Origin of the sequence: Halostella limicola, from assembly GCF_003675875.1 — an archaeon.
GTDB classification, from domain to species: domain Archaea; phylum Halobacteriota; class Halobacteria; order Halobacteriales; family Natronoarchaeaceae; genus Halostella; species Halostella limicola.
Genome location: NZ_RCDI01000007.1, coordinates 102,310 through 115,149 on the forward strand (window position 1 = coordinate 102,310; position 12,840 = coordinate 115,149).

General features: G+C 65.9%; 8 protein-coding genes. 6 read left to right on the forward strand and 2 right to left on the reverse strand.

Annotated features, from left to right (window positions below; genetic code table 11):
• Positions 1 to 16: 16 nt before the first annotated feature.
• The 3 genes from D8670_RS19600 to D8670_RS19610 all read left to right on the forward strand — a co-directional run bounded on the left by D8670_RS19600 (position 17) and on the right by D8670_RS19610 (position 6,082).
• Positions 17 to 2,410: a hypothetical protein gene (locus D8670_RS19600; protein WP_162994384.1), complete on the forward strand. Its 2,394-nt coding sequence runs from the start codon at positions 17 to 19 to the stop codon at positions 2,408 to 2,410.
• Positions 2,411 to 2,606: 196 nt separating this feature from the next.
• Complete coding sequence (locus tag D8670_RS19605) at positions 2,607 to 4,079, forward strand: flippase (protein ID WP_121819811.1); 1,473 nt, start codon at positions 2,607 to 2,609, stop codon at positions 4,077 to 4,079.
• Between the two features lie 62 nt (positions 4,080 to 4,141).
• Positions 4,142 to 6,082 (forward strand): hypothetical protein, encoded by a 1,941-nt coding sequence (locus D8670_RS19610; protein WP_121819812.1) that lies wholly within the window; start codon positions 4,142 to 4,144, stop codon positions 6,080 to 6,082.
• A gap of 43 nt (positions 6,083 to 6,125) precedes the next feature.
• On the opposite strand, the gene D8670_RS19615 is transcribed toward D8670_RS19610, so the two are convergent.
• Entirely contained in the window at positions 6,126 to 7,769 is a 1,644-nt protein-coding gene (locus D8670_RS19615; RefSeq protein WP_121819813.1) for an alkaline phosphatase family protein, read from the reverse strand.
• A gap of 456 nt (positions 7,770 to 8,225) precedes the next feature.
• Between D8670_RS19615 and D8670_RS19620 the strand changes: the two genes are divergently transcribed.
• From D8670_RS19620 to D8670_RS19630, 3 genes are read left to right on the forward strand one after another with little or no spacing between them, the layout of a single operon-like run.
• Entirely contained in the window at positions 8,226 to 9,053 is an 828-nt protein-coding gene (locus tag D8670_RS19620; protein WP_233752286.1) for a polysaccharide deacetylase family protein, read from the forward strand.
• The gene (locus D8670_RS19625; RefSeq protein ID WP_121819814.1) at positions 9,050 to 10,615 is read left to right on the forward strand and encodes an alkaline phosphatase family protein; all 1,566 of its coding nucleotides are present in this window, start codon (positions 9,050 to 9,052) and stop codon (positions 10,613 to 10,615) included. The genes D8670_RS19620 and D8670_RS19625 overlap by 4 nt, the downstream gene beginning before the upstream one ends.
• The gene (locus tag D8670_RS19630) at positions 10,612 to 11,655 is read left to right on the forward strand and encodes a DUF354 domain-containing protein (RefSeq protein ID WP_121819815.1); all 1,044 of its coding nucleotides are present in this window, start codon (positions 10,612 to 10,614) and stop codon (positions 11,653 to 11,655) included. Before D8670_RS19625 ends, D8670_RS19630 begins: the two co-directional genes overlap by 4 nt.
• Positions 11,656 to 11,688: 33 nt before the next feature.
• Here the strand turns inward: D8670_RS19630 and D8670_RS19635 are convergent, their stop codons facing one another.
• On the reverse strand, positions 11,689 to 12,747 hold the full coding sequence (locus D8670_RS19635) for a glycosyltransferase family 2 protein (protein WP_121819816.1): 1,059 nt from the start codon (positions 12,745 to 12,747) through the stop codon (positions 11,689 to 11,691).
• Between the last annotated feature and the right edge of the window lie 93 nt (positions 12,748 to 12,840).

Sequence of the window (12,840 nt, forward strand, 5' to 3'; positions counted from 1 at the left end):
CTGGCTTTCGCCGATTATGGTAAACGGCCATGCGGACGACGAAACGGGTAAGGATGTCGTTACTGACGGAGACGATCGGAAAGGTTCACTTATCGACCGGCGGTCGTATCTGAAAGCCGCCGCCGGCGTGGTTTCGGCGGGCGCCGCTTCTAGCGTCCTCTCCGGTACCTCCAGCGCACGCAGCCAGTACGACACGGTCGTCGACGTGGTCGACGCCGGGGCGGACCCGACCGGTAGCGACCCGATCGACGGCGTCATCAACCAGCACGCTGGCGACAACACGGTGCTGGTCTTCCCCGACGGTACGTACCGCCTCGACGGTCTCTCGCTCTCCGGACTCAACAACTTCGGCATGATCGCTGCCGACGGTGCGGAGCCCGCACTCCGCCCTGGCAACGTCAGTAGCCGGAACTGGATCTCGCTGACCGGCGTCTCGAACATCGAGATCGACGGCATCGATTACGACTGGCAGGGCCGCGGCGGTCGCACCTATATCCGCGCGAACGGCGACGTGTCGATCAACGGCCTGAACGTCCGCGGCCGGATCCGCCGAAAGCACGGCGAGGGGATGTTCATGCGCGTCGACGTGGTCGACGGCAGCGCCACGGCCCAGGTCACGAACTGTCACTGGGTCGGCCCGCGCCGCGGCGACGGCGACAACGCGGTCGGCTTCTACACCGGTCGCAACCACGCCGGGACGATCGTCCTGCGGAACATGCATCTGGAGAACTTCTCGAACAACGCGGTGTACGCCTCCGACCCCGGTCGGTCCAACGGCAGCGGCGGCCGCACCATCGTCGAGGACTCCACGTTCAAGAACAACAACGTCGCCGCGGTCCGTCTCGGCGGTCCCGGATCGGTCTGTCGCAACAACCTCATCGTCAACGACGAGAAGGTGCCCGGTCACGGGACCGGCATCAACGCCCGCGGCGTCCGGATCCGGAACGGCCGCAACATTCTCGTCGAGAACTGCGACTTCATCTACGGCCCGAACGCGTCGCGCTCCCAGGGCGCTATCAAGTTCCACCGCGAGGGCGGTAGCGCGATGATCCGCGATTCGCGCATCCAGATGGACGCCGATTACCCCGCTATCAACGCCCGCACGCCCGCCATCGGCGGCGACACCTCGGTCGTCGTCGACAACGTCAGCGTCACCGGCGACGCGGACGGCGGCCGCGCCATCTCCATCCAGGACCGCGACGGCTCCGCGGTTCGCAACAGCTGTATCCACCAGACCGGGCAGGACCGCCACGGCGTCGTGTTCGAGAACTCGAGCAACTGCGCGGTCGAGAGCTCGAACATCAACGTCTCCGGTCGCGCCGTCGTGATGCGGAGCTCGGACGGGACGACGTCGAACATCACGAAGAACGACTCCTGTCCCGCCCCGACCCGGGACGGTGATACGGGAAACAGTAGCGACCGGTCCGAGATGCCGGTCCTCGACGTCGTCTCGGTCGACGGCGGACCGAAGTTCTCCTACGAGTTCACCGCCAGCGGCGACGTCGAGCGCGTTCTTTACGGCAACGGTCCCGTCTCCGAGTCGAACGACGAAGTGGTCGCGAACGACGACGGGACGGTCACCGTGTCCGGCGTGACCGGGAACGGCTACGGTGACGCGTACCGACTCGCGTCGACGGACGTCGTTCAGGAGTTCACGGCGAGCGTGAACGCGGAGAACTACGTCCTCCGACTCGACGGCACCGAGGTCACCGCGGACGAACTCGTCTCCGCGACTGACGGCTCGTCGGACGGATCCACGGACGGTTCGGGCGGTTCGACCGACGGTTCGACCGATGGTTCGTCGGACGGGTCCACGGACGGTTCGACCGACGACTCGAGTCAGTCGACCGAGCACTCCCTCCGTATCGTCGGCAAGGGTACGGCGACGAACTACGAGTTCACCGCCAGCGACGCCCTCGAAGGCGCCGACAGCTCCCTCGAGACGTGGGACGCCATCGACGGGACGACGGCGTCCGGCTGGGTCACTTCCTCCGGCCACGAGGACGCCTTCGCCGTCGTCGGCGAAGTGACCGAGTTCACCTTCCTGGAAGGCGACGCCGACGTCTACGTCGACGGCCAGCTCGTCGACGACCCCGTCGCCGCCACCGGGTCCACCGACTCCACGGACGGCTCGGGCGACTCTACCGACGACACCTCCGACTCGACGGCGCTCCCGAACTCGCTCGTGGTCGACGGGACCCAGTCGGGCACGCGGAGCACCTACCGGTTCAAGGTGACCGGCGACATCGAGAAGGACGCCGATCTCGGCAGCATCAACGACGGTGACGTCGTCGCCGACGGCCACGCGGAAGGGTTCGTCGCCGGCGGTAAGGACGGGTACCGGTTCTCCGGTCAGGTGACCGAACTGCACCTGGACGGGAACGCCCACATCGAGTTCAACAGCCAGTAGGCGGTCGTCGTCCGTTCGCTGCTCTCCTTTTCGTTCGGGAACGCCTGCCTGTAAGTGGTCTATTACAAAGCCTCGATGCTGACGTAGCCACTGGTGATGAACACCGATCGTCCCCGCCGTGCGCGTCCGTCTGAGAGTCTCCAGCTGCTCCGCCCGACTGTTTCGCGCTACGACCGGCGACCCTAGCGGATCACCGATGACGATCAAGGACCGACTTCTCCGGGGGTTAAAGGCGTCTCTGTTCGGGCAGCTAGCGTCGAAGGTCTCGAACGCGGTGCTGATGCTGCTGCTCACTCGGTACCTCCTCGAACCGAGCGAGTACGGCCTGCTCAACTTCGCGCTCTCGGTACTCGCGATCGGTCAACTGTTCGGGAGCCTCGGACTGTCGAAGTCCGCGGCGCGCTACGTCAACCAGTATCTGGCGGAAGACGAGTCGCAGATCCCCTTCATCCTGCGGCGGACGACGCTGTACATCCTCGTCATGCTGGTCGGTGTCGGCGCCGTCATCGGCCTCTTCCGCGAGCAGATCGCTCGGCTCGTCGGCGAACCCGCGATGGTGCCGTTCCTGCTCGTCGGCATCGGGTACGTCGCGTTCTACACGTACATGAACTACCTCCGACTCGTGTTTCAGGCGTTCAATCGCGTGCCCCTGTCCGCGGCGCTCACCAGTATCGAGGGGGTCGGCCGACTGGTGTTCGCCGCCGGGTTCGTCGTGCTCGGCTTCGGGGCTCTCGGTGCGTTCGTCGGCTACACGATGAGCTACCTCGTCGGGGTCGTCGTCGGAGTTCCGCTGCTGTACAAACTCTATGCGTCGTTCGATCCCTCCGACCGTCCCGAGCCCGGACTGTCGCGCCGGATACTGGAGTACAGCGTTCCGACGACGATCATCAAGGCCGGCGTCCGCCTCGACCGAAAGGTCGACGTCGTGTTGGTCGGGGCGTTGCTCACGAACGCGGCGGTCGGCTACTACACGCTCGCGACGCAACTCGTCAACTTCATCGCCATCCCCGCGGCATCGCTCGGGTTCACGATAACGCCGACGCTCGGGGAACAGAAGGCGGGCGACGACTCGGGGCGCGCGGGCGAGATCTACCAGACCTCCCTCGAGTACACGCTCCTGTTTTACGTGCCGGCGAGCGTCGGTCTCTTCCTCGTGGCGGAGCCGACGATCCGCCACGTCTTCGGGACGGACTACCTCGGAGCGGTCCCCGTGTTGCAGGTGCTGAGCGGCTTCGTCATCCTTCGCGCGATCAACCAGCTCACCAGCGACGCGCTCGACTACCTCGGCCTCGCCCGGATCCGCGCGTACGCGCTGGGCGGCATGGCCCTGCTCAACTTCGGGCTGAACCTCCACCTCATTCCCATCTACGGCGTCGTCGGCGCCGCTGCCGCGACGATGTTCACGTACACGCTGTACACCATCGTCAACGTCTACTACATCGACGACCAGCTGTCGCTCGACCTGCGCGACCTCGCGACCACCGTCGGCGTCATCTGCGGTATCTCCATGGCGCTCGGGGTCGCGGTCGTCCTCCTCCGGTCGTTCATCGTCGACCTCCCGACGCTGTTCGCCGTCGTCCTCGCCGGCGGACTCGTCTGGGCGCTTCTCACCACTGCTAGCGGACTAGTCGACGTTCGGACGCTGTACGGGGATATCGTCGGATCCTAAGGTATGTTACAACGGTGCGTAAGAAGGGAATAACAAGGTGTTTTGATAGTATAGTGGGCGATATGTCGATACGGCAGCGGACGCTGCACTTCACAACAAATCCGAGAAATCTAGTCGCTATCGTCGGTCTGTTAGGGCTGATCGGGCTGGGTCTGGCGTTCTTCCTGCCGAACGCGTACACGCTCACCATCCCACCCCTGCTCCTCGCGGGGGCGGTCGGCTCTCTGGCCGTTCGTAAGCACGAGTACGACGTCGAGTGGCCGGCGCTACCGAACGAGGCGGCCCTGTTCGGCTACCTCATGCTAATACTGGCGACGCTGGTCCTCTACCTGACCAGCGGATACGCCCGCACACTCCCGGTTCACGTTCTGACGCTCACGACGTACGCCGTGGTCGTCTTTCTCGTCTTCTATCTCGACAGCATGGCGCTCCCGCTCGCGATGCTGCTCTCGACGGGGATCGTTCACCGCGCGCTCATCTACTACTCGAGCGCCGCCCCGATCGGTCTCGACGGTCTCTTCCACCTCCGGATGGCGGAGGAGATCGCGGCGACCGGAAGCATGGCACCGCTCGTTGCCGCCGAGTCGAAGTACTGGTTCTCGCCCCTCTATCACGTCCAGACCGCTGCCGCATCGGGCGTCCTCGGGGTTACGCCGCGCGACGCCGCGTTCCTGACGACCGCGATATTCGCGGTCGCCGTCCCGACGCTCGTGACGTACGCCGTCATCGCACAGCTGTGGACGCCCCGGGTCGGTGTCCTCAGCGGGTTCGTGTACATCGTCGCCGACTCGGCGGTCGCCCAGTCGGTTCACCTGACGCCGACTACGCTCGGGATCGTCCTCTTCTCGCTGCTCCTGCTCTCCGCCGTGAAGTACCTCGAAACCGGCGGAACGGCCTATCTGGTTCTCTTCGTCCTCGGACTCGTCGGGCAGGTGCTCAACCACCAGTTGAGCATGTTCATCACCTTCTTCAGTATCGGGACGTTCCTCGTCGCCGCCACGACCTGGAGCGGCGAGTTCGACTCCCGCAGCGCGGTTCTGATCGGGCTCCTCTCGGTCAGTTCGGTCATCCAGTGGTTCGGCACGCGGATGGAGGGTCCGGGCGGCGAGACGACGTTCGCGGAGGTGATCGTGACCAATCTCTATCTCATGATCACTTCGGGGGGAGAGCGGGGCGCCGTGTTCCCCGAAACGGGCAATTTCACGCTCTCTGGTGCGAACTCGCTCACGCCGATACACATCATCGGGATAGCGATCCTGTTCGCGCTGGGCATCGTCGGCGCGGTCTACTGGCTCGACCGGACCGAGCTCTCGGACCCATCCCACCGCTTCGCGGTCGGGCTCGGCTCGCTCGTCGCCGCGATGTCGTTTATCGTCTTCGGTGGCCCGATCTTCGGGCTCGACCTCTTCCTGCCGACCCGGTGGGTCGGCTTCATGTACGTCGTGCTCGCGATGTTCGGCGGCCTCGGGGTGTACGTGATCGCCTCCGACCTCACGGTTCGCACCGGGCACCTGCTCACGGCCGGCGTGGTCGTGCTCCTGCTGTTGACGCCGTACTCCGCGTTCATGCTGTGGAACTATCCGGGGTCGCTCGACGGGCCCGTGTTCGACGACGCCAACGGCGCACAGCGCCTTTCGACGACGGACACGGAGCGGAACATGTACGTCTTCGCCGACCGGAACGCCGACGAGACGACGGTCATCGCCGACCGCGTCGCCAGACAGGTCATCGAGCGCTACTACGAACACCCCGCGGCCCCGTACATCACCGATTACGGATCGGAAGAGGAGGTACAGTACCAGGGCGACGTTCTGATCGCCGACAGGCAGTACAGTCACTCGAACCACGCATCCTACCAGATACGACACCAGGGGAGCACGGCGACGGTGTTCGGTCCGATGCCGATCGAGTGGGAGCGCCACTCGAAGGTGTACTCCAACGGCGACGACAACCTCCGGTACGTGCCGGGCGACCCCACTCTGGACGAGGACGACGAGTCGTAGCGACCGGGGCACTCAGAAACGGCGCGGTTTCGCCGGAGAGCGGTTACAGGTAACCGAGGTCTTCGAGCCGCTCGGTGACCTCTTCGTCGTCGCTCGGCTCGTCCTCGTCGACGCTCTCGTACTCGATGTCCGCGTACTCGGCAGTCTCGGGCGTCTCGCGGAGTAGTTCTCTCGGCACCGACCCCGTCATTCGGGACGGGACCGGAAGCCCCATCGACGCTATCGCCGCGGGCGCCACGTCCGTCAGCGACAGCGACTCGATGCTCGCGCTTTCGTCGAAGGCCGGCCCGGCGGCGAGGAACACCCCGTCGCGCTTGTGGTCGTAGTCGTCGACGGAGACGAACCGCTGGCCGTACAGTTTCGTCGACACCGAGTGGTCCATGTCGGCCGGGAGAAACAGCACGTCGTCGGCGCCCTCGGCGAACGGGCCGTCGTATATCTCCTCGCGGCGGACGACGAACTCGAACGCTGGGCGACCGTCGGGCGTCTTCAGCTCGCGGAGGACGTCGATTATCTCCGTGCGCACGCGCTCGTACTCGTCTTCGGGGACGACGCCGTTCGGCTCTCGCCCCTCGAGGTTGATCCGCACTCCGAGTCGGGACGACCCGCGGCAGTAGGCGCGGGAGGCCCGCCAGTCGACGTTCTGACTGGCGGCGTCGCGGACCGAATCGGGGAGGACGTCGAGGACGGCGTCGCCGAGGCCCAACCGCTCGACCGTCCGGTACAGTTCGCCCGGCGAGACGCCGGCCGCGTCGAGCGTCCGCCACAGGGTCGACAGCCCCCGATCGACGAGTGCCGGTGTCTCGTCGGCGGCGTCGTCCGCCTCTCCGGTGAGTTCGCCCTTCATCGTCGACAGCGACTGGTACTCGTGTTCGGTCGTCGCCTCGACGAAGCCGTGATCCCGCAGGACGTCGTTGACGTGGATCTGGTACCCCCGCTTCGGCCCGATCCCGTGGTCGGAGCAGACGACGACGTTGACGTCGTCGTCGACGGCGTCCAGGACGGCGCCGAGCAGGTCGTCGGCCGCCTCGTACACGCGCCTGAACGCGGTGTCGTCGTCGAAGCTGTGGAAGACGGTGTCGGTCTTCTGTACCTGGACGAACGCGAACTCCCAGTCGCGGGTCGCGAGCAGTTCGACCGCGGCGCGTTCGCGGAGGCGTATCAGGTCGACGAACCCGTCGAGTTTCTCCTCGTGGTCGTCCGCGGTCTCCGCCCGGGAGTACACCCGGTACTCCTCGCCGATGGCGTCCGAGAGCTCGTCCCGGATGCCGGCCGGGTGGCCGTCCGCCTCCTCGTTAGCCAGATACCCCGGGATAACGACGCCGTCTATCTCCTCTGCCGGGTGCGTCACCGGGACGTTCATCACGACCGAGGTGCGGTCCCGGCCGTCGAGGTAGTTCCAGATGGCTGGCGCCTTCACGTCGTTTCGCGAGATGATGTCCGCGTCGAGGGGGTAGCCGTCCACGTCGAAGAAGCCGTAGACGCCGTGGTGGCTCGGGTCGACGCCGGTGTACATCGACGGCCACGCGCTCGCCGTCCACGGCGGGAACGTCGACTCCAGCGGCGCTTCGACGCCGCTGGACCGCAGCGCCTCGAAGTTCGGTAGCGACTCCGCGAACCGGTCGAGGTATGTGAGATCGAGCGCGTCGAAACCCAGGACGAGCGTTCGGCTGCCGTTTCCGTCCATGGTTACTCGTCTCCGACGGCTGTCGAGCGTTCCAGCGTCGTCACCGACCGATAAGGTCCCCGTGTGCTCATGCGCGTTCGGTAACTATGCGCCCGGGGGACGGGCTTTGTTATGAGGAACATATCCGAGCGGCGGCCGTGGCAGGCGTTCACGCTAGAACGGCTCAAAACCCCGGGACTGGACGGCTGTCGCCGGTCGACTCCCCGTGCGTCAGGTCACTGGACGGTCCGGACGCACTCAGCGATCCTCGGCCGTCCGCGAATCGACCGATTAGCCGGGTAGACCGTCATAGGCGGTTGATAACAAAGGGACGGGCCTCGAAGTGTATCCTGTGAAACTACGATCGCAATCGAAGGTATCCTCTGTGTCTCGTATCGGCGTCGGACGCTCGATTCCGTCGGTCTCTCCGCTCCTCCGGGCGGGGCGGGGTGCGACGACAAGCCGGTGATGACGCCGATGGCTACCGCTTCCACCGAGGGCCGGACCGATGCGACCGAGCGCCGGTCGATCGTGAACGGGTTCGACTTCACGTACGACGCGTACGAGCGCCTGCTGAAGGCGGGGCTGAGCAACGGCTACGACTTCCTCACGGTTCGGGAGTACCTCGACCGAGCGGAACTCCCGGACCGATTTCTGGTCCTCCGCCACGACGTCGACCGGAAGCCGGAGAACGCGCTCGACCTCGCCCGGATCGAGTCGGCGCTCGGCGTGCCCAGTACGTACTACTTCCGGACGATCGACAAGACGTACCGACCGGACCTGATCCGGGCCGTCGAGTCGCTCGGTCACGAGGTCGGCTACCACTACGAGGACATGGACCGGGCCGACGGCGACCGGGACGCCGCCCACGAGTCGTTCGCCCGCAACCTGGCGAAGGTCCGCGAGGTGGCCGACGTCGACACCGTCTGCATGCACGGCAACCCCCTCACCGCCCACGACAACCGGGACATGTGGGACGGGGAGCGCGGGTTCGAGGCCTACGACCTGCTCGGGGAGGCGTACCTCTCGATGGACTTCACCGACGTGACGTACTTCTCGGACACCGGGCGGACGTGGCGCGACGGGTCGTTGAAGGTCAAGGACCACCCCGTCGGCGAGAGCGAGAAGCACGTGCAGGTGGAGACGACCCGGGAGCTCGCGGAACTGCTCTACGCGAGGGAGGTGTCGCGCGCCTGCGTCCTCGTCCATCCGAATCGGTGGGCGGGGTCGGCGGGCGAACTGATCAGCGAGTGGACGAAAGACCAGGCGATCAACGCGGTCAAACGGGGGATGAACGTACTATGACTGTCATCACGATCGGACTCGACGGGGCGAACTGGGAGATGATCGACGAGTGGCTGGACGACGGCGAACTGCCGAACCTGCGCCGCCTCGTCGACGAGGGCGTGGGCGGCGTCTCCGAGAGCTACCTGCCACCGCTGACGGTGCCGAACTGGAAGTGCTACGCGACCGGGAAGAACCCCGGCCGGTTCGACGTGTTTCGGTTCGACCGGATCGACACCCGGTCCCGCGACCACGTGTTCCACGACTCGACGGACTTCAAGAGCCCGGAACTGTGGGACTACCTCAACGACGAGGGCCACACCGCCGGCGTGATCAACAAACCGTCGACGTACCCGCCGAAGTCCATCGACGGCTTCGTGGTCGCCGGCGGACCGGACGCCTCCGAGACGGAGTACCGGTCGCTCAAGGAGGGGTACACCGATCCGCCGGCGATAGAGGAGTTCCTCCGAGAGGAACTCGACTACGAGATCCACCCATCGCCGATGATCTCGCCGTCGGAGAAGGGACCGGAGGAGATCGAGGCCGTCCTCGATCTGGTCGACAAGCGGTTCGAGGCGGCGGAGCAGTTGCTCGACCGTGAGTCGCCCGACTTCCTCCACCTTACGATCTTCTACAACATGGCCCTCCAGCACTACTTCTGGCGCGACGAACCCGTCCTGCGCACCTGGAAGCGGATCGACCGCAACGTCGGGCGGTTCCTCGACGAGGGACACGACATCGTGGTGATGTCGGACCACGGCACCGCCCACGTCGACACCGTGTTCTATATCAACACGTGGCTGGCTCAGAACGGCTACCTGAAGACGGAACGCAGCGTGGACGAGGTCCTCCGGAACGTCGGACTCACGCGCGAACGCGCGCTCGCGGTCGCGAAGCGCCTCGGGATCGTCGAACCGCTGAGCCGCGCGCTCCCCGAGCAGATCCAGCGCATCATCCCCTGGGAGGAGGGGATCAAGCGCGACCGAGTGCTGTCGGTCATCGACTGGGAGGAGACGTCGGCCGTCGCGAGCACGCAGGGCCCGATCTACCTCACGCCGACCGACGGCGACGAGTACGAGCGCCTCCGTTCGGAACTGATCGACCGACTGACCGGCCTCTCGCACCCGGTGACCGGCGAGGAGATAGTCAAGGACGTCCACCGCGGCGAGGAGTACTACGAGGGCGAGTACGCCGACGGCGCCCCGGACCTGCTCGTCGAGCAGACGGCGAACGTCCACACGAGCGACGCCATCGGCCCGGACTCCTGGTACAGCGAGGAGGGCGTCTGGAAGGGCGGCAACATGCCGGAGGGGATCTTCCTGATGTCCGGCCCCAGCTTTCAGAACGGGTCGCGCGACCGGCGGGCGAGGATCTCGGACCTCGCGCCGACGATCATCCACCTGATGGGCGGCGCCGTCCCCGACGACATGGACGGCGACGTGCTCGACGTCTTCGCACCGGGGTCCGACCCGGCACAGCGGGCGGTCGAGTACCGGTCCCCGCTCACGGAGGACCGCGAGTCGTCGTCCGGTGACGGCGAAGAGGTGAAGGAGCGACTGGAGGACCTCGGCTACCTGGAATGAGGGTCCTGTTCGACGTCAGTCATCCGGCGCACGTTCACCTGTTCAGACACGCGGTGCAGGCGCTGGAGCGCGCCGGTCACGAGACCCTCGTCACGTCCCGGAAGAAGGACCTGACGACGCAGTTGCTCGACGCGTACGGGATCGAACACGTACCGCTGTCGGCGAAGGGCGACTCGAAGCTCTCGCTCGTCACGGAGTGGACGGGCAGGGAGCTCCGGATGCTCCGCGCCGTCTGGTCGTTCGATCCCGACGTGGTGGTGAGCCGGCTGAACCCCCCCGCGGCGCACGCCTCGTTCGCGCTGAACCGCCCGAGCGTCGTCTTCGACGACAGCGAGGCCGCACGGGGTGCGGCGCGGATCACGCATCCGTTCACCGACGTCATCTGCACGCCGACGAACTACGACCGCGACCTCGGGCCGAAGCAGGTCCGGTACGACGGCTTTCACGAGCTCGCGTACCTCCATCCGAACCGCTTCGACCCCGACCCGGAACTGCTCGCGCGCCACGGCGTCGACGCCGACGACAGGTACGCCGTCGTCCGGTTCGTCTCCTGGGGCGCGCACCACGACGTCGGCCAGCAGGGGCTCTCCGACGAGGCCAAGCGGGAACTGATCGACCGTCTGTCCGAGCGGGGGGACGTGTACATCACCAGCGAATCGTCGCTCCCGCCGGACCTCGAACGGTACCGGCTGCCGGTGCCGCCGGAGGCCATCCACGACCTCCTCTATCACGCCGACCTCTACGTCGGTGACTCACAGACGATGGCGGCGGAGGCCGGGATTCTCGGCACGCCCGCGATCCGGTCGAACTCGTTCGTGGCCGGCGACGACATGAGCAACTTCGTCGAACTCGAGCGGACGTACGAACTGCTGGAGTCGATCGGCGACGAGCGGACCGCCGTCGAGCGCGCCACGGAGCTGTTCGCCGACCCGGAGTCGACCGAGACGTGGCGGCGGAAACGCGACCGCCTCCTCGAGGAGAAGATCGACGTCACGTCGTTCATGCTCGACGTGGTCCGACGGACGGCCCGGGCGAACTGACGGCGGGTCGGCGGCCGCGCTCGACGCCGAGGATCAGGGCCGCTCTTCGTGCGCGTGCTGGCTGTGCGGGAGTTCGTCGGCGCGCTCCAACAGATCGGCGTCGTGGAACTTGACGTTCAGGTCCTCGTTCTCCTGTCGGTCGAAGATCATAGCGAACGTGTAGCAGATCCCGGCGAGCAGGAGGTAGAGGAGGGCCATCGGCCCGCTCTGGCCCGACGACTCGCCCTCGTCGTCGCCGGAGAACAGCCCGATCCCCACCCCGGACGCGCCGAAGGCCGTTCCGAGCGCGTACAGGAAGACGAGCGGGTGGAACTCGTTGACGATGTACCGCTGTTTGAGGCGCCACAGGTGGTTCCGCAGGAGCATCCCGGAGACGCGGGGAATGTAACTGGAGTAGTTGATGTGGCTCGTCTCGTTTTTGTACCGGACCCTGACCGGGATGTCCGACACCCGCATCTCGTTGGCGTTCAGCTTGACGAGGAGGTCGTTACAGTAGCCGTAGAACTCGTACATGTCCTCGACGTCGACCGTCTCGAGCGCGCGCAGCGAGATGGCGGTGTACCCGTTTTGCGGGTCGTCGATCGTCCAGTACCCGGACGCGATCTTCGTCAGCAGCGTCAGGATGGCGTTGCCGACGAATCGGAACGCGGGCATCTCCCCGCGGGCCTGCGGCGACAGCAGCCGGTTCCCCTTCACGTAGTCCGCCTTACCGCGGACGATCGGCTGGATGATCCGCTCGATGTCGCGCGAGTCCATCTGGCCGTCGCCCGCGACGACCACGGCGATGTCGATGCGGTCCTCGATGGCCCGCATGTACCCGGTTTTGATGGCCCCGCCGACCCCCCGGTTCTCGCTGTGCTGGATGGGGACGACGGTCTCTTCCGCGCGTGTTTCGCCGCTCGCGACGACCGTCTCCTCGCCGTTCAGCCACTCGGCGTGCTGCTGGATCTCGTCCCACGTGTCGTCCGTCGAGGCGTCGTCGATAGCGTATATGCGGTCGACGTATGAGGGAATGGACTTGAGGACGTCTCCGATGAACTCCTCCTCGTTGTACGCCGGGATCACGACACCGACGGTGTTGCCTTCGTACATCGTTATAACTCCGAGAGACGCCAAGTGAGGTCATAGACTATCAGTTCAGGCATGGTCTCTTAGCGGATACATGCCCGCCAACGGGTATTGTAA

Bases quoted from the DNA above. Each gene is read 5' to 3' on its own strand.
- D8670_RS19600 (WP_162994384.1), top strand. From the start codon at position 17: ATGGTAAACGGCCATGCGGACGACGAAACGGGTAAGGATGTCGTTACT.
- D8670_RS19605 (WP_121819811.1), top strand. From the start codon at position 2,607: ATGACGATCAAGGACCGACTTCTCCGGGGGTTAAAGGCGTCTCTGTTC.
- D8670_RS19610 (WP_121819812.1), top strand. From the start codon at position 4,142: ATGTCGATACGGCAGCGGACGCTGCACTTCACAACAAATCCGAGAAAT.
- D8670_RS19615 (WP_121819813.1), bottom strand. From the start codon at position 7,769: ATGGACGGAAACGGCAGCCGAACGCTCGTCCTGGGTTTCGACGCGCTC.
- D8670_RS19620 (WP_233752286.1), top strand. From the start codon at position 8,226: ATGGCTACCGCTTCCACCGAGGGCCGGACCGATGCGACCGAGCGCCGG.
- D8670_RS19625 (WP_121819814.1), top strand. From the start codon at position 9,050: ATGACTGTCATCACGATCGGACTCGACGGGGCGAACTGGGAGATGATC.
- D8670_RS19630 (WP_121819815.1), top strand. From the start codon at position 10,612: ATGAGGGTCCTGTTCGACGTCAGTCATCCGGCGCACGTTCACCTGTTC.
- D8670_RS19635 (WP_121819816.1), bottom strand. From the start codon at position 12,747: ATGTACGAAGGCAACACCGTCGGTGTCGTGATCCCGGCGTACAACGAG.